The following is a 20,043-nucleotide window of genomic DNA, read 5'->3' on the forward strand; positions in this document are numbered from 1 at the left end:
CAGCACGATGGAGAGTTCGGCCATTCCGCCGCCTCCGCCGCCGTACTCCTCGGGGAGGTTCACGCCGAGGTAGCCGAGCCCCGCGGCTTCGGTCTTGCCCGCCTTGCCCGCGACGCCGCCGGTGGCCTTCTGCACGGCGGGGGCGGTCTGGGTGCCGGCCTTGTCGACGGTCTTGCCCGCGGCCGGGAGGGTCGTCCCGACGATCTTGCCGCCGGTCTCGCCCGTCGCCTTGGTGCCCTGCTGGGACGCGCCGTCGACCGTCTTGCCGAGGCCGGCGCCGTCGACGGTGGTCAGACCGCCGAGCTCCGGGGTCCGCGGGAGCTCCGCGGCACCTGCGGCACCGGCCGCACCGACCACGGGGGCGGCACCCGCGGCGATCAGTAGCGCGGCACGGGCGATCCGGCGGGTCAGGGGGAGGGACATGATGCTCCTTCGACGGGATGTGGAATGTGTCTGGCCGTTGATCGGACGCAATGACAACCGTCGTAAGGGCGGGGGAGGTTGCGGTGAGCCGAGGCAAAGAGTCGGCAATGCGTCACATAATCCACAACGGAGGAACCCGGGCGGACGTCACATTCCCGGATGGTCCGATGAGCCGTCACTTCCCTTTCTCCGCAAGGAAATCGGGGAATGGAGGAGAGGTGGCGGGAGATGTCGCGCCAGGGGCCGTTCAGGAGTGGCCGGATAACGCCTTCAGGTGACCACCCGTACTAGCGTGCGAGCCGCATACGAACCTCGGTGGTGCCCGATTCCGTACCCTCCGTCCGCCAGCCCGACCCGGCCTTCCACACCCGGCCCGCGTACGCGACTTCGTCCAGGTGGAGCACCTCGGACTGCGCGACCGCCCAGTGCGCGAGCTCCCAGCCGCGCCGCGCCGAGTCGACACCTCCGCCGGCGCGGGCCGCCCGCACCGGCACCGAGACCGCGCTCGTCGCCGGCGCACCGGCCGCACCCGCCCCGTCCTGCGGCGACGGCTTCTTCGTGGGCAGCACGTCCTTGCCGAAGGTGCGCACCAGCTCCGCCCGCACCTTCGCCGCATCGGCCCTCGCGGCCGTCGCCCGCGGCGGCGTGCAGTTCAGCGCGGCAGGCGTACGGCCGGTCAGCGCGGCCGCGAGCAACGCCGCATCCGGCTCGTGCTTCGCGTACGCCTGCGGGAAACCACTGCGCTGGACCCGCTGCGCGGCGACCGTCAGCGGCAGCCGCGAATAGCCGGGGACCTCGGCCAGATGCCGGTAGAACTCCCCCGCGGAGTAGACCGGGTCCAGGATCTGCTTCTCGGTGCCCCAGCCCTGCGAAGGACGCTGCTGGAACAGCCCCAGCGAGTCCCGGTCGCCGTGGTCGATATTGCGCAGCCCGGACTCCTGCAGCGCGGTCGCCAGCGCGATCGTCACCGCCCGCTCCGGCATTCCGCGCGAGATGCCGACCGCGGAGATCGTCGCGGCGTTCGAAGCCTGTTGCGGGCTCATCCGATACGTACGGCCCTTGCCGGCCGAACCGTCGGCGGACTCCACGGTGCACGCTTCGCTGACCTTGCTGCCGGTTATGTACTGCACGGTCAGATAGCCGCCCAGCGAGGCGAGCACGACAAAGCCGGCCGCGATACGGAAGCGGCGGCTGCGGCCGGTGTGTCGGCGTGTGGGGGAGACGGTCCGGGGCACGGAGCCACCGTACTGGAGTGCCCGTCCGGGGCTGAGTGGCCCAGTCCTTTAGGGTCGGTTCCATGTCCGAAAGCACCCTTGACCTCACCCTGGACGGCCCGGCGCTCACCGCCCGGCTCGTCGACTTCCCGTCGGTCAGCGGCCAGGAGGAGGAGCTCGCCGATGCGATCGAGTCGGCGCTGCGCACCCTCCCGCATCTGACCGTCGACCGGCATGGCAACAACGTCGTGGCCCGGACGAACCTGGGCCGTGCCGAGCGGGTCGTGCTCGCCGGACACATCGACACCGTGCCGATCGCCGACAACGTGCCGTCCCGGCTCGACGACGACGGCGTGCTGTGGGGCTGCGGCGCCTCCGACATGAAGTCGGGCGTCGCCGTCCAGCTGAGGATCGCCGCGACCGTGCCCGAGCCCAACCGCGACCTCACCTTCGTCTTCTACGACAACGAAGAGGTCGCCGCGCACCTCAACGGGCTCGGCCATGTCGCAGACGCCCACCCCGACTGGCTGGAGGGCGACTTCGCCGTCCTCCTCGAACCGTCCGACGCCCAGGTCGAGGGCGGCTGCCAGGGCACCCTGCGGGTCTTTCTCCGTACGGAGGGGGAGAGGTCCCACTCCGCACGCAGCTGGATGGGGTCCAACGCCATCCACGCCGCAGCCTCGATCCTCACACGCCTCGCCGCGTACGAACCGCGCCGGCCGGTCATCGACGGGCTCGAGTACCGCGAGGGCCTGAACGCGGTACGGATCGAGGGCGGCGTCGCCAACAACGTCATCCCGGACGCCTGCACCGTCGTCGTCAACTACCGGTACGCCCCCGACCGCAGCCCCGAGGACGCCCTCGCCCACGTCCACGAGGTCTTCGCTGACTGCGGCGTCGTCGAGTTCACCGTCGACGACCACTCCGGCGCGGCGATGCCCGGCCTCTCCCACCCGGCGGCCAAGGCGTTCATGGCGGCGGTCGGCGGCACCGCGCAGCCGAAGTTCGGCTGGACCGACGTCTCCCGCTTCGGCGCGCTGGGCGTTCCTGCGGTGAACTATGGCCCCGGCGACCCGCTCCTCGCGCACAAGCGCGACGAGCACGTGGCGGTCGACCGGATCACCCACTGCGAGGAGCGGCTCCGCTCATGGCTTACCAGCTGACCCACGGTATTCCCCTGTCCGTAACCTCCATCGATCTACCCTGACCTGACACGGATGGTCATCGATCGTCGTCGGAGGGAGCAGGTCATGGGCAACTTCGAGGGAGCGCACGTCTCCGAGGAGCAGCGGCAGGGCCCGGTGCTGCGCCGCAGGGACCAGGTGCAGCCCGGAACCACCGATCAGCGGCTGCTGGACACCGAGGGGGACTCCGAGTGGGTGCACACCGACCCATGGCGGGTGATGCGCATCCAGTCGGAGTTCGTCGAAGGATTCGGCGCCCTCGCCGAGCTGCCGAGCGCCATCAGCGTCTTCGGCTCGGCCCGCACCCAGGCCGGCGGCCCGGACTACGAGGCGGGCGTGAGGATCGGCAAGGCCCTGGTCGAGGCCGGCTTCGCGGTGATCACCGGAGGCGGACCCGGAGCCATGGAGGCGGCGAACAAGGGGGCGCGGGAGGCGAAGGGTGTCTCGGTCGGCCTCGGTATCGAGCTGCCCTTCGAGTCCGGCCTCAACCCGCACGTCGACATCGGCGTGAATTTCCGATACTTTTTTGTCCGAAAAACGATGTTCGTGAAGTATGCCCAGGGATTTGTTGTTCTGCCTGGCGGCCTCGGCACGCTGGACGAACTCTTCGAGGCCCTCACCCTCGTCCAGACGGGCAAGGTCACCCGCTTCCCGATCGTGCTGTTCGGCACCGCGTACTGGAGCGGGCTCGTGGACTGGCTGCGGGACACGGTGGTGGCGCAGGGCAAGGCGTCCGAGCACGACCTGCTGCTGTTCCACGTCACGGACGACGTGGACGAGGCGGTCGACCTCGTGACGAAGGAGGTCGGCCGGTAGCACCGGGGCTCCGCCCGGATCCTCAAGAGTGACCGGCCCGCACATGGGAGGCGGCGTCGCGGCCCCCCATGTGCCGGTCGGTCCAAGCCTCTCCGGCGATTGAGGAGCGGGGTCCGGGGCGGAACCCCGGTCCGTTCACGCCAGCCCGCGCCGCGCGACGGCTGGCTCCCGGTGTCCCGCGATGGACGCCACCATGTCCAGCACCTGCCGCGTCTCCGCCACCTCGTGCACCCGGTACACCTGCGCCCCCAGCCACGCGGACACGGCCGTCGTCGCCAGCGTCCCGATCACCCGTTCCTTCACCGGCCGGTCGAGCGTCTCTCCGACGAAGTCCTTGTTGGACAGCGATACGAGGACCGGCCAGCCGGTCTCGGCCATCTCGCCGAGCCGGCGCGTCGCCTCCAGTGAGTGCCGGGTGTTCTTCCCGAAGTCATGACCGGGGTCGATCATGATCCCGTCCGGCCTGACCCCGAGCTCCACGGCCCGCTCGGCCAGCCCCACCGTCACCCGCAGGATGTCCGCCATCACGTCGTCGTACGCGATCCGGTGCGGCCGGGTCCGCGGCTCGGCGCCGCCCGCGTGCGTACACACCAGACCGGCGCCGTACCGCGCGGCGACCTCCGCGAGCTTCGGGTCGACGCCGCCCCAGGCGTCGTTCAGCAGATCCGCACCGGCCTCGCAGACCGCCTCGCCGACATCGTGACGCCAGGTGTCGACGCTGATCACCACATCCGGGTGGCGGCGCCGGACCTCCGCGACGAACCCCACCGTGCGACGGGCCTCCTCCGCGGCGGTCACCTCTTCGCCGGGTCCCGCCTTCACACCCCCGATGTCGACGATCGCCGCGCCGTCCGCGATCGCCTGCTCGACCCGGGCCAGTGCCGGCTCGTCCTGGAACGTCGCGCCCTGGTCGTAGAAGGAGTCCGGGGTGCGGTTCACGATCGCCATGATCACCGGTTCGTGCGCACCGAATTCACGCCGCCCCAGCCTGAGCGCATCGCTTCGCATCCCGTGTTTCTCCTCTGGTAGATCGCCCCGTGGGTCGCCTGCGACCCTAACTGTCACCGCCGCATGGCACGATCGGACCCGGACAGGTTTCCGCTCCCGGGGAGATGCGCGTGTTCTGGTTCTTGCTGCTGGCGATGGTGGTGGTCGTGGCCGCGGTCACCCTCGCGGTGGTCGGCGGGGGGAAGAACGCCATCCTGCAGGACGTGGCGCCGGAGCGACTGACCGACCCGCTTCCCGCGACGCGCCCGGTCGGCCGCGCGGATGTCGAGGCGCTGCGGCTGCCGGTGGCCGTACGCGGCTACCGCATGACGGATGTCGACGAGGCGCTCGGCCGGCTCGGCGCCGAGCTCGCCGAGCGGGACGCGCGGATCGCGGAACTGCAGTCGGCGCTGGCCGGCGCGCAGGCGACCGGGGCCGGCGGCCCCGACCTTCTCAAGCGGCCGCAGGACCGGCCACAGCTGACGGGCGAGCGGCCCGAGGACCGTCCGAGGGCGCCGTGGGAGGCGCCGCGGCAGGACCCGCGTCAGACAGAGCGCCCCGGAGAGGAGCCCCAGCGATGAGCGGCGGAGCAGGAGTGGCCCCGGACGGCGGTCTGCGCTGCCCGTGGGGGCTCTCCACCGAGGACTACCTCACGTACCACGACACCGAATGGGGCCGCCCCGTCCACGGCGACGACGCCCTCTTCGAACGGCTCTGCCTGGAGGCGTTCCAGTCGGGCCTTTCCTGGCTGACGATCCTGCGCCGCCGGGAGGGCTTCCGCTCCGCCTTCGCCGGATTCAAGATCCCCGCGGTGGCGGATTTCACCGGCGCCGACGAGGAGCGCCTCCTCGCCGACGCAGGCATCATCCGCAACCGGGCGAAGATCGAGGCCACCCTCGCCAACGCCAAGGTGCTGGCCGGCTGGCGCGCCGACGAGCTGGACGAACTGATCTGGTCCTACGCCCCCGATCCGGCCGGCCGCCCGGCCCCGCGCACCGTCGGCGACGTTCCCGCGATCACCCCTGAATCCACGGCGCTGGCCAAGGACCTCAAGAAGCGTGGCCTGCGCTTTGTCGGACCCACGACGGCCTACGCCCTGATGCAGGCCTGCGGCCTGGTCGACGACCACCTGGCCGACTGCGTGGCGCGCGGCACCGGGGCGTAGACCCGGCCGACGGCTACCGGCCGAGGTACTTCGGCTTCTCCTTGTTCAGGAACGCCTGCACCGCGATCGTGTGGTCCTGGGACGCGCCCGCCTTCGTCTGGAGTTCGTCCTCCTTCTTCAGCGTCTCGCTCAGCGTGTGACCGGCGCCGTGGGCCAGGGACTCCTTGAGCGCGGCGTACGCCACCGTGGGGCCGGACGCCAGGGTGCGGGCCACGGCGGCGGCCTCCGCGGCCAGGTCGGCGGCGGGCACCAGCTTGTTCGCGATGCCCAGCTCATGGGCGTCCTGCGCGGAGATCGAGCGTGGGAAGAGCAGCAGGTCGGCGGCGCGGCTCTGACCGATCAGGCGGGGCAGTGTCCAGGAGATGCCCGAGTCGGCGGTCAGGGCGACCCCGGCGAAGGAGGTGTTGAACGAGGCGCTGTCGGCGACCACCCGGTAGTCGCAGGCGAGCGCGAACCCGAAACCGGCACCGGCGGCGACACCGTTCACCCCGGCGACGACCGGCTTGGGCATCTCGGTGATGGCCCGCACGATCGGGTTGTAGTGCTCCTGCACGGTGCTCAGCGCGTTGCCGCTGCCGGACTCACGGGCCTCGTCGAGCTTGCCGACGTGCTCCTTCAGATCCTGGCCGACGCAGAAGGCGCGCCCGGTCGCGGTGAGCAGAACGGCCCGTACGGCGGTGTCGGCCGCCGCGGACTCAAGTGCGTCACGGAGTGCCACCTTGGCCGCGGTGTTCATGGCGTTCATCGCGTCGGGACGGTTGATCGTGATCACCGCGAGTCCGTCGCTCACTTCGTAGAGCACGCTGTCCGCCATCTGCTCGGCCATTTCGCTGTCCCCTCTGCACCTTGGGCAATGCCTGTCCAGGCAAGCATGGCCGACTTGGACGGGAGCGAACATGTGACCTGCGTCTAACAATTGCCCTCCGATGGAGGGGTGAAGGGGACGGAGTATCGCAGCTGGACCGCCGAATTGGGTGGTTTTGAGAGAGCGCGTTGCGCAAGAGATGCCGACCGATGTTGGTCATTGGGGTCTGTGATGCGGGATAATGGCCGGGAAGCAATGTGTTCGATGCCGGTGACACAGCGCCTGTCATGGGGCCGCCGGTTGCGATGAGCTGGTTTCAGGAAGGGGAACGAGCATGGCGGCCATGAAGCCGCGGACGGGCGACGGCCCGCTCGAGGTGACAAAGGAGGGGCGGGGCATCGTCATGCGCGTTCCGCTCGAAGGCGGCGGTCGGCTTGTCGTGGAGCTGACTCCGGACGAGGCCGATGCACTCGGCGATGCCCTCAAGAAGGTCGTCGGCTGAGCAGAGGCGCCCACACTTCACACTGCCCCGCCACGGTGTCCGTGCCGGGGCAGTGATGCGTTCGAACTCAGCAGAAGGCGCTTGACACCGTGGCGGCACCTGGCCCGTCCGGTGCTTCAGACACTGCCGCGGCAAAACCGAGCCCGCCCGGCCGTTGAGGACACACCTGGCTGTCCCGGGCACGGGGGCAGGGACCCCTGCCCCGCCGGCCCCTCAGCCCCGCCGCACCGCGCACAGCAGCCCGTCGCCCACCGGCAGCAACGTCGCCATCAGCTCCTGGCTCTCCCGCACCGCACGCAGCAGCTCTCGCAGCCGCAGCACCTCCGCGGGCTGTGCCGCCGAGTCGACCGTACGGCCGTCCGCGAAGACGCCCTCGAAGCAGACCAGGCCACCAGGTCGCAGCAGGCGCAACGATTCAGCGAGGCAGTCCAGGCTCTCCAGCCGGTCGCCGTCGCAGAACATCAGGTCGTATCCGCCGTCCGCGAGCCGCGGCAGTACGTCCAGGGCGCGGCCGGGAATGAAGCGGGCCCGATTGGCGGCGAACCCCGCGGCCCGGAACACCTCACGGGCGAACTGCTGGCGCTCCGGCTCCGGGTCGACCGTGGTCAGCACCCCGTCGGGCCGCATGCCATGCAGCAGATAGAGTCCGGACACGCCGGTCCCGGTGCCGATCTCGGCCACCGCTTTGGCGTCCGTCGTGGCAGCGAGCAAGCGCAGCGCGGCGCCGGTACCTGGCGACACCGAGCGGAGCCCTGCCTCCCGAGCCCGGTCCCGGGCCCAGCGCAATGCTTCGTCCTCGGCGACAAAGGCGTCGGCGAACGCCCAGCTCGTCTGCCGGTTGGCGGTAATGACCCTCTCCTGTCCCCTTAGTTGGCGCAACGGTGACTGTATCCGCTGCACCCGGGAACCCGCAGATGGGACCGGGCGTTAGACAGAGGCAGGGGAAAGCCGGTGGAATCGGCCCGCAGATCGGGTCCGTGGGGTCATGGGCCGGCGGTTCCGGGGTGATCCCCGGCCCCAGCAGGAAAAAGGCTTATCCGGAGCTAACGGGCGAGGTCGCTATGGTAGGGGCTCCACTGGACACCACCAGAGCCGATAGGGGAGGTGCGGCTGCGCCTGTGGATCGGGGAGGAGTGCTGTGGCGCTTTCTCAGGTCGGCGGGTGAGCCGAAATCCGTGACCAACATTGCTGACCGTTCTTCCAACCACTCCGCAGCGACCGCGACCTTCGCCTCAGATGCGGACTCCCAGGCGTGGACGCCACCCTCATGGGAAGAGATCGTCAGCACGCACAGTGCCCGTGTCTATCGCCTTGCCTACCGGCTGACGGGCAACCAGCACGATGCGGAGGACCTCACGCAGGAGGTCTTCGTGCGCGTCTTCCGGTCGCTGTCGACCTATACGCCGGGCACCTTCGAGGGCTGGCTGCACCGCATCACGACCAACCTGTTCCTGGACATGGTCCGTCGTAAGCAGCGGATCCGCTTCGACTCCCTCGGCGATGACGCCGCCGAGCGGCTGCCGAGCCGTGAGCCGTCCCCGCAGCAGGTCTTCAACGACACCCACTTCGACGCGGATGTGCAGCAGGCGCTGGACACCCTTGCGCCCGAATTCCGTGCCGCCGTCGTGCTCTGTGACATCGAGGGCCTCTCGTACGAGGAGATCGCCGCGACGCTGGGCGTGAAGCTCGGCACCGTGCGCAGCCGTATCCACCGCGGTCGCTCGCATCTGCGCAAGGCGCTGCAGCACCGTTCGCCCGAGGCCCGTGCCGAGCAGCGCTCCCTGGCGGGCGCGATCCTGGCAGGGGAGGGCGGAACGGCGTGAGCGGCACAGTTCCGACCCCTGCGGAACAACACCTGGGGGACCGGCTTGCCGCGCTTGTCGACGGTGAGCTGAAACACGACGCCCGCGAGCGGGTGCTCGCCCACCTTGCGACCTGCGCCAAGTGCAAGGCCGAGGCTGCCGCTCAGCGGCGCCTGAAGAGTGTCTTCGCACAGTCGGCCCCACCTTCGCCGTCCGAGGGGTTCCTCGCCCGGCTGCAGGGCCTTCCCGGGGGACCGGGGGGTGGCGACGACAACCGGGGGAAACCATTCGGCGGCTCCGGGAGCTTCGCCGACGAGCTCTTCCCCGTGATCCAGCCGCCCGGCAGCCGCGCGGATTCGCCGGAGAATTCACCGCTGGGGAGTTTCGGCTTCCTGCCGGCCCCGCACGGCTCGACTGCCGTACTGCCGGGTGGCTCCTCCCGTTCGGGCTTCCGGATCCATGAGGTCGGCCGGGAGGGAGACCGGTCGCCGTGGCGCGGCCGGAGGTTCGCCTTCGCAGCGGCCAGCGCCGTATCGCTGGCCGCCATCGCCCTGGGCGGTGCCCTGCCGACGGGCGCGGGTCCCAGCTCCCCGGCCCGGGCCGCAGACGCCGGAAACACGGCGAACCCGCTCGACGCCGCATCCCGCAGCGAGAGTGGCAGCTCGGTGAGCCGCCGCGGCGGTGGCAGCCAGGGCGCCCTTGCCGCGACGGAGGCGGGCGGCCGCTCGACCGCGGCCGCTGCCCCACCACGCCCCGTGCCGGAGGCCACACCGGCGGCGCCTTCCACCGCTCCCGCGCTGCTCTCCACGGGAAGTCTCACGGGGAACACCTTCGCTGTTCAGGTTCTGACCAATGTGTCCGCGCCACCGCTGATACGCCCGACCGACACCACCCCGCTCTTCGCCCGGGTGCTCGGACGACTTGCCCCACAGGCCCCGGAGCCCTCTGCGCCGCCGGCCTGGACGCCCCCATCGGTCTCGACCCTGCCCACCCCCGTCGATCGCGGGTTGCCGGTTTCCTCCCGGCGCTGACCGCGGGGTCTGCGCAGACATTCGCAAACCTGGTTGAATTCCGGGAGGAATTCCGGGAGGCACGCCCCTGCCGGGGCGTGCAGAGGCCAGTTGCGGCAGTTGCGGGGAGAGCATGGAAGACGGGAAGTCCACCGGGCCGAAGGCGAAGTGGTGGAGCCGGCCCACACCGGGAGGCACCACCCGCACAGCGCCGGACGGGCCGTCCACCGTCGAGGACGCGGTGCCCACGGCCGACACGACGGGCGCGACCGGAGTGACGGAAGCACACGCCGCCGACGCGCCGCCCCCGTCCCCGGTACCCGAGCCGGTGTCATCCCCGCCCGCACCCGAGCCCGTGGCGTCCGTACCGGCCACACAGCCCGTGGCGCCCCTGCACGAGCCCGATGAGTACAGCACCCCGCCGTACGGCGGACCCGGCCCCTGGGCGCCCGCACCACCCGTACAGCGACCGGTCCCGACCCCGGCGCACGGCACCCCCGTACCCCCGCAGTACGCGGGGACGAACGGCGCCGGAATCCCCACCTCGCCCGCCCCCGGCTTCACGCCCCCGACTCACGCGCCTCAGCAGCCCCAGCCGACGCAGTGGCTCCAGTACGACCCCTGGGGTGCGCCCCGGCAGCCGCTGACCAACCCGGGCCCGCCGCTCGGAGCCGACGGCGGCCGCAGGAAGAACCGCCGCGGCTCCCTCCTCGTCGGTGCGGTGCTGCTCGCACTGGTGGCGGGCGGCATCGGCGGCGGCATCGGCGGCTACATCGAGCGCAACGGCGGCCTCACCCAGGTCGAGCTTCCGCAGACCGGCCGAAGCAGTGGCGGCCGCGCCCCCGACAGCGTCGCGGGCATCGCCGCCAGCGCCCTGCCCAGCGTGGTCACTCTCCATGTCAGCGGCACCGCTGAATCCGGCACCGGTACTGGATTCGTACTCGACAACTCCGGCCACATCCTCACCAACAACCATGTCGTCGCCCCGGCCGGGTCCTCCGGCGAGATCACTGTGACGTTCAGCGGCGGCGAGACCGCGCGCGCCGAGGTCGTCGGCAAGGACAGCGGCTACGACCTGGCCGTGGTCAAGGTCACCGGCGTCTCCGGCCTCAAGCCGCTGCCCCTGGGCAACTCCGACAATGTGCAGGTCGGTGACCCCGTGGTGGCCATCGGCGCCCCCTTCGACCTGTCCAACACCGTGACCTCCGGCATCATCAGCGCGAAGGACCGGCCGATCACCGCGGGCGGCGAGAAGGGCGACGGCAGCGACATCAGCTACGTCGACGCGCTGCAGACCGATGCACCGATCAACCCGGGCAACTCCGGCGGTCCGCTCGTCGACACCGATGCCCATGTCATAGGCATCAACAGCGCCATCCGCGCCGCCGACAGCGGTTCGACGACCGAGGGCGGCCAGGCCGGTTCCATCGGCCTCGGCTTCGCCATTCCGATCAATCAGGGCAAGCGGGTTGCCGAGGAGCTGATCAACACCGGAAAGGCCACCCACCCGGTGATCGGCGTCACTCTGGACATGAAGTACACGGGGGACGGAGCCAAGGTCGGCACGAAGGGTGCGGCCGGCAAGCCCGCGGTGACACCCGACGGGCCGGGGGCCAAGGCCGGGATCGAGCCGGGGGACGTCATCACGGAGGTGGACGGCAGGCGGGTGCACAGCGGCGAGGAGCTGATCGTGAAGATCCGCGCCCACCGGCCCGGCGACCGACTGGACCTCGGCCTGACCCGCGGTGGTAAAGACCTGTCCATCTCTTTGACTCTCGGGTCGGCAACCGGCACGTGACGGCCACGGGACGCTACCGCGCGGACAGTTTCGGCGGGTACCGTGGGCCGGGTCCGGACCTCGACCGACACGGTCTCGGAGAACACGAGGAGCAACAGGGTGTTCAATGACATAGGCGCACTCGAGCTGGTGACGCTCGCGATCCTGGGTGTGCTGATCTTCGGCCCGGACAAGCTGCCCAAGGTCATCCAGGACGCCTCGCGCTTCATCCGTAAGATCCGTGAGTTCTCGGAGAGTGCCAAGGAGGACATCCGTACGGAGCTCGGCCCGGAGTTCAAGGACTTCGAGTTCGAGGACCTCAACCCCAAGACGTTCGTCCGCAAGCAGCTCATGGACGGCGATGACGATCTGGGGCTGAAGGAGATCCGCGAGAGCTTCGATCTGCGCAAGGATCTGGCCGAGGTCACCGACGCGGTGAACGGCCGGGAGAGCGCGGCCGTGGAGTCCGCGGACTCCCGGAGCGGCGTGTCGGGCGGTTCGGCCATCACCGCGGCCAACGGCTCCGCCGGTACTCCGGACCTGCTCAAGAAGCGTGAACAGCCCGCGAAGGGCGACCACCCGCCGTTCGACGCAGACGCCACCTGAAAGCAGTCAATCCCGGCTCGTCCGGACGGTATGGCTATTCTCCATCTGTTCGGTTGTGAGGACGCCCGTGGGGGGCGGGCCGCTCCGGACGCAAGGGATCGAGGAGGCGGCCGGGCAGATGGAGACGACGAGTCGGGTGGGCGCGGAAGGTGCGCCGAGTTCAGTCACCGCACAGGGGGTATCGGCGGCCCGGCGTAGTGTCGACGGTTATCTGGCAGCTCCGTTTCCCTGGTACGGACTGGACGAGGCGTTCACCGGTCCGCGTTGGCTGATGCAGGTGGGCACCGCGGCGGACGGTACGGTGCAGCACGGTTCCATCGGGCACGGTGACGAGCCGTCGGTACGGGCCGACGCGGCTGCCCAGAAGCAACGATTCACCGTCGTCGTGACGGTGGCCAGCAGCCCGGTGCGGCGCAGTGGTGACGGCACGGGGGTTCTGGACGCGACCACGGTCTCCTCCGCGGCCTGGCTGGCCGGGTCCGGTCTGCTCGCCTGTACGTGGCCCCCACAGATGGATCACACACTGCGTGACGACTGGCTGGACCAGCAGACGGAGACGGCGTTCGAACTCGCCGACGATCTGGACGGTCCCGCGTGGTCGGCGCTGTCGCTGCCGGTGGACGGTGTCCCGGTGCCGTTCCACTACCGCGAGTCCGAGTTCGGCTGGATGCTGGCGGGTTCGGCGCAGAGCGGGGTGCACATCGGGGCGTACGGGCGTGGGATGAGCGCGTACGGGCTGGGGTTCTCGGTGGTCGGCGACATCGCGACGTACGCGTAGCAAGGGCGGTTGGCGGTGACCGGTCGTGGCCGGTTGCCGCTTTGTCGTCAGTTGCCGGACGGGCTCGGAAGGTGGCCTCGATCGCCGGCCGGGCTCAGAGATGTCCCCCATTGCCGGCCGGGCTCGGTTTCGTCGGACGGGCCTGAACATCAGGCCGTCCGGCGATGCCTTCGTCCCCGCTCAGAACTTGTTGCGCGGGGTGATTCCGAGCGACATGCCCGACAGGCCGCGCTGACGGCCTCCCAGCTTGTCCGCGATGGTGCGAAGTGCCTTGCCGGCCGCGGAGTCGGGGTCGGACAGGACGACCGGCTTGCCCTCGTCGCCGCCCTCGCGCAGCCGTACGTCGATCGGGATGGAGCCGAGCACCGGCACCTCCGCGCCGACCGTCTTCGTCAGGCCCTCGGCGACCTTCCGGCCACCGCCGGTACCGAACACATCGACCATCTCGTCGCAGTGCGGGCACGGCAGACCCGACATGTTCTCGACGACACCGACGATCTTCTGGTGGGTCTGCACGGCGATCGAACCGGCCCGCTCGGCCACCTCGGCCGCCGCCTGCTGCGGGGTCGTGACGACCAGGATCTCGGCGTTCGGCACGAGCTGTGCCACCGAGATCGCGATGTCACCGGTGCCCGGCGGCAGGTCGAGCAGCAGGACGTCCAGGTCGCCCCAGTACACATCGGCGAGGAACTGCTGGAGTGCTCGGTGCAGCATCGGTCCGCGCCACACCACAGGGGCGTTGCCCGGTGTGAACATGCCGATGGAGATGACCTTCACGCCGTGCGCCGACGGCGGCATGATCATGTTCTCGACCTGGGTCGGCTTGCCGTCGGCGCCGAGCATCCGCGGCACGCTGTGCCCGTAGATGTCCGCGTCCACGACACCGACCTTGAGGCCGTCGGCCGCCATCGCCGCTGCCAGGTTCACCGTGACCGACGACTTGCCGACGCCGCCCTTGCCGGATGCCACCGCGTAGACCCGGGTCAGCGAGCCGGGCCTGGCGAACGGCACCTCGCGCTCCGCCGTGCCGCCGCGCAGCGAGGACGCGAGTTCCTTGCGCTGTTCGTCGCTCATCACATCGAGCGTGACGTCGACCCGCGAGACGCCCTCGACGCGGGTGACCGCATCGGTCACGTTCTTGGTGATCGTCTCGCGCATCGGACAGCCTGAGACCGTGAGATAGACCGTGACAGCGACTGCACCGTCAGCATCGATCTCGACCGACTTCACCATGCCGAGTTCGGTGATCGGACGGTGGATCTCCGGGTCGTTCACTGTCGCCAGTGCCTCAAGCACCGCGTCTTCCGTAGCCATATGGACGATGTTACGGCGCCCACCGCTACGCGCGAGTAGCCCCGTCAGCGGTCTTCGTCACTCTCGGCCGGGAATACGGTGCGCCGGTCATCCAGGTCCCTCATGAGGTCTTCCAGTTCGGAGCGGATCCAGTCGCGGGTGGCGACCTCGCCGAGACCCATCCGCAGTGACGCGATCTCCCGGGTGAGGTACTCGGTGTCCGCGATGGAGCGCTCGTTCTGCTTGCGGTCCTGCTCGTAGGTGACCCGGTCGCGGTCGGCCTGCCGGTTCTGCGCGAGCAGGATCAGTGGGGCCGCGTACGAGGCCTGGAGCGACAGCATCAGCGTCAGGAAGATGAACGGGTACTGGTCGAACCGCCACGCCGTCGGCGCGAAGGCGTTCCACATCAACCAGACGATGATGACCAGCGTCATCCAGACGATGAAGCGCCAGGTGCCCAGGAAGCGGGCGATCCGCTCGGAGAGCCGGCCGAACGCCTCGGGGTCGTAATCGGGCAGCAGCCGCCGCCGCGGAGCCTTCGGCTGGTCCAGCCGGTAACGGGGCGGGCGCGCGATGCCCGAGGCACCCGTCGGCGCCCCCTTCGCGCGGTCCTCAGCGGCCACGGGCGACCTCCTCCTCACCGTGGAAGTCGGTCTCCCGCCAGTCCTCGGGCAGCAGGTGGTCGAGCACGTCGTCGACGGTCACTGCGCCGAGCAGCGATCCGCTCTCGTCCACGACCGGTGCCGAGACCAGGTTGTACGCGGCCAGGTAGCTCGTCACGGCCGGCAGCGGGCTGTCCGGCGTGAGAGGGACGAGATCGCTGTCGACGATCGAGCTGACCAGGGCGTACGGAGGATCCCGCAGCAGCCGCTGGAAGTGCACGGTGCCCAGGTACTTGCCGGTCGGTGTCTCGTCCGGTGAGCGGCATACGTACACCTGGGCGGCGAGCGCGGGGGACAGATCCGCCTGCCGGACCCGCGCGAGCGCGTCGGCGACCGTCGCGTCCGGCCGCAGAATGATCGGCTCGGTGGTCATCAGGCCACCGGCGGTCCGTTCCTCGTACGACATGAGGCGCCGCACATCCGCCGCGTCGTCCGGACGCATCAGGGTCAGCAACCTCTCCTTGTCCTCCTCGGGGAGTTCGGACAGCAGGTCGGCCGCGTCGTCCGGGTCCATGGCCTCCAGGACGTCGGCGGCGCGCTCCTCCTGGAGCTTGCCGATGATCTCCACCTGGTCGTCCTCGGGAAGCTCCTCCAGGACGTCGGCGAGCCGGTCGTCGTCGAGCGCGGCGGCGACCTCGGCCCGTCGCTTCGGCGACAGATGGTGCAGCGCGTTGGCCACGTCGGTCGGGCGCAGCTGCTCGAACGTGGCGACCAGGGACTCGGCGCCCTGCCCGTCCTCCTCCAGCGAGAATCCGCTGACCGCCGACCACTCGACCGTCAGGGTCTCCCCCTTGCGCCGCAGCGCCCCGCCCTTGCCCTTGCGCACGAAGTACTTGTCGATCTCCCAGTCGCGGCGGGCCGGGAGCTGAGACACGGAGACATCGAGGACGGTGACCTCCTCGCCGGTCTCCACGAGGCGGACGCGTCGGTCCAGGAACTCGCCGAGCACCAGGCGTTCGGTGGGCCGCTGCTCGAAGCGCCGCATGTTGACCACACCGGTGGTGATGACCTGACCGGACTCGATTCCCGTCACCCGGGTCATCGGGAGGAAGATCCGGCGACGGCTGAGCACCTCGACGACCAGGCCCAGCAGCCGGGGCGGCCGGCCGCCGACCCGCAGCATCGCGACCAGGTCGCGGACGCGGCCCACCTGATCGCCGTTGGGGTCGAAGACCGGGACGCCGGCGAGGTGCGAGACGAAGACCCGGGGGGCGCCTGCCGCCATGGTGCGCCTCCTTCTTCCGTGTACGACTTCTCTGTCCGGTCTGTTTGGCAGCTAATTAATCGTTATGACGGAATCAGGCTAGCCCGTACCGCTCCGGGCCGCCCCGGTGGAACCGTCCGTACGGCTCTCTGCCGGAACGTGTGAACGGCACAGGTACGCTGCCGTCTGCCGACCCCCGCCATGCAGATGAGAGGCAGTTGCGCCAGTGACCTCTTCCGTCCCGCCCGTCCGGGCCCGACGCCGCCGGACCGCCCTCGCCGTTGTGCTCTGTGCGGGGCTGACCACCGCTTTGACGGCGTGCGGGGGCGAGGATCCGGACAAGGGGACCAACGGCGTCGGCGAACTCGACGCCACGGAGATCGAGAAGAAGGCACAGACCGCGGCGGATTCCGCCGATGCGGTGCGCCTCGCCGGGACGCTGGTCAGCAAGGGCGGCACGTACAAGCTCAATATGCAGCTCAGGGAGAAGGGCGGCACCGGCTCCGTCGCCTCGAAGGACAGCACTTTCGAGCTGCTGCGGATCGGTGACGAGCTCTATCTGAAGGCGGGCTCCGATTTCTGGAGCCATGACGAGAAGTCCGGCGCCGAGAGCGCCGCGGGCGGCGCGGCGGCGGACAAGCTGGAGAACAAGTACGTGAAGGTGCCCGAGGACGATCCCACGTACAAGCAGCTGCGCGGATTCACGGACAAGAAGTTCCTGCTCGACGGGTTGCTCACCCTGCACGGCACCCTCAACAAGGGCGACCGGGAGGAGGTCGGTCCGACCCGGACCATTCAGATCACGGGCGGCAAGGGCGAGGGCGGCACGCTCGACGTCTCGCTGGACGGCACTCCGTATCCGCTGCGATTCGCGCGCGGCGGTGGCGGGGGGACCGTGACGCTGTCGGACTGGGGCCAGGAATTCGAGCTGGAGGCCCCGACGAAGACCGACACGGTCGACTACGGCCAGCAGCTGCCCAAGACGTCCTCCTGAGAGCGGGACGCACGGTACGCGGCCCACGAGGGGGGTTCTGCCCCGCATCAGGCGCGGGGGTCAGGCCCCCTCCCGCCGGGTCAGCTCTTGCGCCCCCGCTTCAGCAGCCGCGGCAGTCCGGCCGGCACCGGCCGCCGTGTGGTCGCGGACGTCGGCAGGGGCACAGCGGCCAGCGAACCGTCCGGCAGCTGCGTACGGAATTCGCCGGGTGTCAGCCGCAGCACCCGGCACTCGCGCGCCCACCGCTCCGTCATCTGTTCGGCGTCCGGTGCGTTCAGCCGCTTGCCCTTGAGCTCGGCGACGGAGGCCTCCCACTCCTCGGAGTGCGGCGCGAGCTCCGTCACGGCGGCCGTCCAGGCGACCAGCCGGCCCCCCTTGTCCTTGCTGCGCACAGTCACCTCGGCGGCGGACCCGTCGCCGAGACCGGCCGGGAGCGGCTGCTCGCCGGGGCCGTCGCCGACCAGATGCACCGCACCCTCGTGCCACACGTGCCACAGCGCCCGCGCGGGCCCGGTGCCCCGCACCCAGATGAGGCCCGACTTCTTGGTGGCCTCCTCGACGAGAGCCCGGCCCAGCGGCACGTCAGCGGCAGCAGCAGTCATGCCTGAACTCTATTAGAGCCAGCCGTTGCGCTTGAGTGTGCGGTGGATGGAGAAGCAGACCACTCCGATGACGCCCAGGACCATCGGGTAGCCGTACCTCCAGCCCAGCTCGGGCATGTGCTTGAAGTTCATGCCGTAGACGCCGCAGATCATCGTCGGTACGGCGACGATGGCCGCCCAGGACGTGATCTTGCGCATGTCCTCGTTCTGCGCGACGGTCGCCTGCGCCAGGTTGGCCTGGAGGATCGAGTTCAGCAGTTCGTCGAAGCCGATGACCTCTTCGTGCACCCGCGCCAGGTGGTCGGCGACGTCACGGAAGTACTTCTGGATGTCCGGGTCGATCAGCCGCATCGGCCGCTCGCTCAGCAGCTGCATAGGCCGCAGCAGCGGCGACACGGCCCGCTTGAACTCCAGGACCTCACGCTTGAGCTGATAGATCCGGCCCGCGTCCAAGCCGCGCGGGCTGCCCTTCGCGGGGGTGGAAAAGACCTCGATCTCCACCTCGTCGATGTCGTCCTGGACAGCGCCAGCCACCGCGATGTAGCCGTCGACGACATGGTCGGCGATGGAGTGGAGGACCGCGGAGGGCCCTTTGGCGAGCAGCTCGGGGTCGTCCTGCAGCCGGTGCCGCAGCGCGCGCAGCGAGCCGTGGCCGCCGTGCCGGACGGTGATGACGAAGTCCCGGCCGGTGAAGCACATCACCTCACCGGTCTCGACGACCTCACTGGTCGCGGTGAGCTCGGTGTGCTCGACGTAGTGGATGGTCTTGAAGACGGTGAAGAGTGTGTCGTCGTACCGCTCCAGCTTCGGCCGCTGGTGGGCGTGGACGGCGTCCTCGACGGCGAGCGGATGGAGGCCGAACTCCCGGGCGATACCTGCGAATTCTTCCTCGGTCGGCTCGTGCAGGCCGATCCAGGCGAAGCCGCCCTCCTCGCGCACCTGGAGCATCGCCTCGTGCGGCGTGCGGCAGGTGCCGCTCTCCACGCGCCGTCCGTCGCGGTAGACCGCGCAGTCGACGACCGCGCTGGAGGCGGACGGGTCACGGGTGGTGTCGTAACCGTTGTGCAGGGCGTTGCTCTTGCGCAGGGACGGGCGCACGACGGCGCGCAGGTCGCGGATCATCGACATGGCTGGCTCCTTCACGGAGGGCCGTCGTCGGGCACGTGGAACAGCCCGGAATGGGGACGTGTGCTCACGTCCGCAAAGCGGGCGGCACCGCAGCGGCACGATGACGGCGTTCGCTACAGACAGGCAAAAAAGGGGTGCTCTTCCGTCGTGCGCAATGCCATGGGCCTTGACCGAGAAGGCTTCAGATCACCCGAGAGAGGTGAGGAGCGGAAGAGCGGTTGGTACTGCACGGTCGACTTCGATCCATTGCAGCCCCACCTCCTCCAGCCGGTCCCCCGTGGGGGATGACGTGTCGTCGGGACTGAGAGCGACGCTTCTGCGTGCTGTCCCGACCAGCGGCCAAGACTATCAGCCGACTGAGGGTCAATCCTTTATTTTGCCCGTTCCATACGCGTCCTATGCTCGCAGGATGGGAGAAATTCTTGCTCTGGTCGAGGCCCGGTTGCTGACAGCCCTCGGTGAACCGGACGCGCGCGCTGCAGTGACGTTTCTTGGGACGGACCGCATCGAGGTGCTCCGCTTCGTCGACGGCGACGTGGTGCGCTACGCCACGCTCGGCATGTCCGCACAGCCGATGGCCGACCCGACCGCGGCTTTCACGGACCCGGTGAAGGGCCCGCGCGCCGAGCTGGTCCTCTCCGTGCGCGCCGGATTCGCCGACACCGACAAGGTGCTGCGCCCGCTGGCCGTGCTGGCTGCCACTCCGCAGGTCGAGGGGCTGATCGTGGCGCCCGGCGCCTCGCTGGACGTCGGTGAACCGCTGTGGCCCGGGGCTCCGTTCAGCTCCGTACTGGTCGCCGAGCCGGGCGGCCTGGTGCCGGACCTGGAACTGGAAGAGCCCATGGAGCCGGTGCGGTTCCTGCCCCTGCTGCCGATGACGCACAACGAGGCTGCGTGGAAGCGGGTCCGCGGCGCGCAGGAGCTCCAGGAACGCTGGCTTTCGCACGGTACGGATCTGCGTGATCCGCTGCGTGGAGCCGTGACGCTGGACTGAGGCGTACGTCATGCCGGGCATACGGGAAGCCCCGCCACGCAGCCAGGAGGGGGAGCCGCGGGCGGGGTGGAACCGGGGCCGGAACGGTTGCGACGTG

At 70.0% G+C, this 20,043-nt stretch carries 22 protein-coding genes; 12 read left to right on the forward strand and 10 right to left on the reverse strand.

Annotated elements, in window-relative coordinates; genetic code table 11:
- Both ABTZ94_RS17200 and ABTZ94_RS17205 read right to left on the reverse strand, forming a co-directional pair.
- A partial coding sequence (locus ABTZ94_RS17200) for an acyl-CoA dehydrogenase family protein (protein WP_351201885.1) occupies positions 1-423 on the reverse strand: 423 nt, incomplete at its 3' end.
- 287 nt (positions 424-710) lie between these two features.
- Positions 711-1,658, reverse strand: coding sequence for a hypothetical protein (locus ABTZ94_RS17205; protein WP_351201886.1), 948 nt, complete (start codon positions 1,656-1,658; stop codon positions 711-713).
- A 62-nt stretch (positions 1,659-1,720) separates the two neighbouring features.
- Between ABTZ94_RS17205 and dapE the strand changes: the two genes are divergently transcribed.
- Both dapE and ABTZ94_RS17215 read left to right on the forward strand, forming a co-directional pair.
- Positions 1,721-2,800 (forward strand): succinyl-diaminopimelate desuccinylase, encoded by a 1,080-nt coding sequence (dapE, locus tag ABTZ94_RS17210; RefSeq protein WP_351201887.1) that lies wholly within the window; start codon positions 1,721-1,723, stop codon positions 2,798-2,800.
- 87 nt (positions 2,801-2,887) lie between these two features.
- Positions 2,888-3,637: an LOG family protein gene (locus ABTZ94_RS17215; RefSeq protein WP_351201888.1), complete on the forward strand. Its 750-nt coding sequence runs from the start codon at positions 2,888-2,890 to the stop codon at positions 3,635-3,637.
- 135 nt (positions 3,638-3,772) lie between these two features.
- Here ABTZ94_RS17215 and folP read toward each other — a convergent pair whose 3' ends face one another.
- On the reverse strand, positions 3,773-4,645 hold the full coding sequence (folP, locus tag ABTZ94_RS17220; protein ID WP_351201889.1) for a dihydropteroate synthase: 873 nt from the start codon (positions 4,643-4,645) through the stop codon (positions 3,773-3,775).
- A 110-nt stretch (positions 4,646-4,755) separates the two neighbouring features.
- Here folP and ABTZ94_RS17225 point away from each other — a divergent pair, with 110 nt between their 5' ends.
- Together ABTZ94_RS17225 and ABTZ94_RS17230 are read left to right on the forward strand one after the other, a co-directional pair.
- A complete protein-coding gene (locus ABTZ94_RS17225; RefSeq protein WP_351201890.1) occupies positions 4,756-5,205 on the forward strand; it encodes a hypothetical protein in 450 nt (149 codons plus the stop codon).
- The gene (locus tag ABTZ94_RS17230; protein WP_351201891.1) at positions 5,202-5,789 is read left to right on the forward strand and encodes a DNA-3-methyladenine glycosylase I; all 588 of its coding nucleotides are present in this window, start codon (positions 5,202-5,204) and stop codon (positions 5,787-5,789) included. Before ABTZ94_RS17225 ends, ABTZ94_RS17230 begins: the two co-directional genes overlap by 4 nt.
- 13 nt (positions 5,790-5,802) lie before the next feature.
- Here ABTZ94_RS17230 and chcB read toward each other — a convergent pair whose 3' ends face one another.
- The gene (gene chcB / locus ABTZ94_RS17235; protein ID WP_351201892.1) at positions 5,803-6,615 is read right to left on the reverse strand and encodes a 2-cyclohexenylcarbonyl CoA isomerase; all 813 of its coding nucleotides are present in this window, start codon (positions 6,613-6,615) and stop codon (positions 5,803-5,805) included.
- 313 nt (positions 6,616-6,928) lie between these two features.
- On the opposite strand from chcB, the gene ABTZ94_RS17240 reads away from it, so the two are divergent.
- Positions 6,929-7,096 carry a DUF3117 domain-containing protein gene (locus tag ABTZ94_RS17240; protein WP_003966491.1) on the forward strand — a complete coding sequence of 56 codons (168 nt, stop codon included), beginning with the start codon at positions 6,929-6,931 and terminating at the stop codon, positions 7,094-7,096.
- Between the two features lie 213 nt (positions 7,097-7,309).
- Here ABTZ94_RS17240 and ABTZ94_RS17245 read toward each other — a convergent pair whose 3' ends face one another.
- Positions 7,310-7,975, reverse strand: a complete 666-nt coding sequence (locus tag ABTZ94_RS17245; RefSeq protein WP_351201893.1) for an O-methyltransferase — start codon at positions 7,973-7,975, stop codon at positions 7,310-7,312.
- 182 nt (positions 7,976-8,157) lie between these two features.
- Here ABTZ94_RS17245 and sigE point away from each other — a divergent pair, with 182 nt between their 5' ends.
- The 5 genes from sigE (at position 8,158) to ABTZ94_RS17270 (ending at position 13,069) form a co-directional block, all read left to right on the forward strand.
- Positions 8,158-8,919: an RNA polymerase sigma factor SigE gene (sigE, locus tag ABTZ94_RS17250; protein ID WP_351201894.1), complete on the forward strand. Its 762-nt coding sequence runs from the start codon at positions 8,158-8,160 to the stop codon at positions 8,917-8,919.
- Positions 8,916-9,929: a zf-HC2 domain-containing protein gene (locus tag ABTZ94_RS17255; protein ID WP_351201895.1), complete on the forward strand. Its 1,014-nt coding sequence runs from the start codon at positions 8,916-8,918 to the stop codon at positions 9,927-9,929. The genes sigE and ABTZ94_RS17255 overlap by 4 nt, the downstream gene beginning before the upstream one ends.
- Before the next feature lie 112 nt (positions 9,930-10,041).
- Complete coding sequence (locus ABTZ94_RS17260) at positions 10,042-11,706, forward strand: S1C family serine protease (protein ID WP_351201896.1); 1,665 nt, start codon at positions 10,042-10,044, stop codon at positions 11,704-11,706.
- Between the two features lie 99 nt (positions 11,707-11,805).
- Complete coding sequence (locus ABTZ94_RS17265; RefSeq protein WP_351201897.1) at positions 11,806-12,291, forward strand: sec-independent translocase; 486 nt, start codon at positions 11,806-11,808, stop codon at positions 12,289-12,291.
- A gap of 118 nt (positions 12,292-12,409) precedes the next feature.
- Positions 12,410-13,069 (forward strand): hypothetical protein, encoded by a 660-nt coding sequence (locus ABTZ94_RS17270; protein WP_351201898.1) that lies wholly within the window; start codon positions 12,410-12,412, stop codon positions 13,067-13,069.
- A 180-nt stretch (positions 13,070-13,249) separates the two neighbouring features.
- Here ABTZ94_RS17270 and ABTZ94_RS17275 read toward each other — a convergent pair whose 3' ends face one another.
- The 3 genes from ABTZ94_RS17275 to ABTZ94_RS17285 are packed head-to-tail and all read right to left on the reverse strand — an operon-like array spanning position 13,250 to position 16,249.
- The gene (locus ABTZ94_RS17275; RefSeq protein ID WP_351201899.1) at positions 13,250-14,383 is read right to left on the reverse strand and encodes an Mrp/NBP35 family ATP-binding protein; all 1,134 of its coding nucleotides are present in this window, start codon (positions 14,381-14,383) and stop codon (positions 13,250-13,252) included.
- A gap of 44 nt (positions 14,384-14,427) precedes the next feature.
- Positions 14,428-14,985 (reverse strand): DUF1003 domain-containing protein, encoded by a 558-nt coding sequence (locus ABTZ94_RS17280; protein WP_351201900.1) that lies wholly within the window; start codon positions 14,983-14,985, stop codon positions 14,428-14,430.
- A complete protein-coding gene (locus ABTZ94_RS17285; RefSeq protein ID WP_351201901.1) occupies positions 14,975-16,249 on the reverse strand; it encodes a magnesium transporter MgtE N-terminal domain-containing protein in 1,275 nt (424 codons plus the stop codon). Before ABTZ94_RS17285 ends, ABTZ94_RS17280 begins: the two co-directional genes overlap by 11 nt.
- Positions 16,250-16,454: 205 nt before the next feature.
- Between ABTZ94_RS17285 and ABTZ94_RS17290 the strand changes: the two genes are divergently transcribed.
- On the forward strand, positions 16,455-17,222 hold the full coding sequence (locus ABTZ94_RS17290) for a hypothetical protein (RefSeq protein WP_351201902.1): 768 nt from the start codon (positions 16,455-16,457) through the stop codon (positions 17,220-17,222).
- Positions 17,223-17,302: 80 nt separating this feature from the next.
- On the opposite strand, the gene ABTZ94_RS17295 is transcribed toward ABTZ94_RS17290, so the two are convergent.
- Together ABTZ94_RS17295 and ABTZ94_RS17300 are read right to left on the reverse strand one after the other, a co-directional pair.
- Positions 17,303-17,824: a hypothetical protein gene (locus tag ABTZ94_RS17295; RefSeq protein ID WP_351201903.1), complete on the reverse strand. Its 522-nt coding sequence runs from the start codon at positions 17,822-17,824 to the stop codon at positions 17,303-17,305.
- Between the two features lie 12 nt (positions 17,825-17,836).
- The gene (locus tag ABTZ94_RS17300; protein WP_351201904.1) at positions 17,837-18,952 is read right to left on the reverse strand and encodes a magnesium and cobalt transport protein CorA; all 1,116 of its coding nucleotides are present in this window, start codon (positions 18,950-18,952) and stop codon (positions 17,837-17,839) included.
- A gap of 409 nt (positions 18,953-19,361) precedes the next feature.
- Here ABTZ94_RS17300 and ABTZ94_RS17305 point away from each other — a divergent pair, with 409 nt between their 5' ends.
- Positions 19,362-19,946 carry a suppressor of fused domain protein gene (locus ABTZ94_RS17305; RefSeq protein WP_351201905.1) on the forward strand — a complete coding sequence of 195 codons (585 nt, stop codon included), beginning with the start codon at positions 19,362-19,364 and terminating at the stop codon, positions 19,944-19,946.
- The last annotated feature ends 97 nt before the right edge of the window (positions 19,947-20,043 follow it).

Source organism: Streptomyces sp. NPDC002785 (genome assembly GCF_040295565.1).
Lineage (GTDB): Bacteria > Actinomycetota > Actinomycetes > Streptomycetales > Streptomycetaceae > Streptomyces.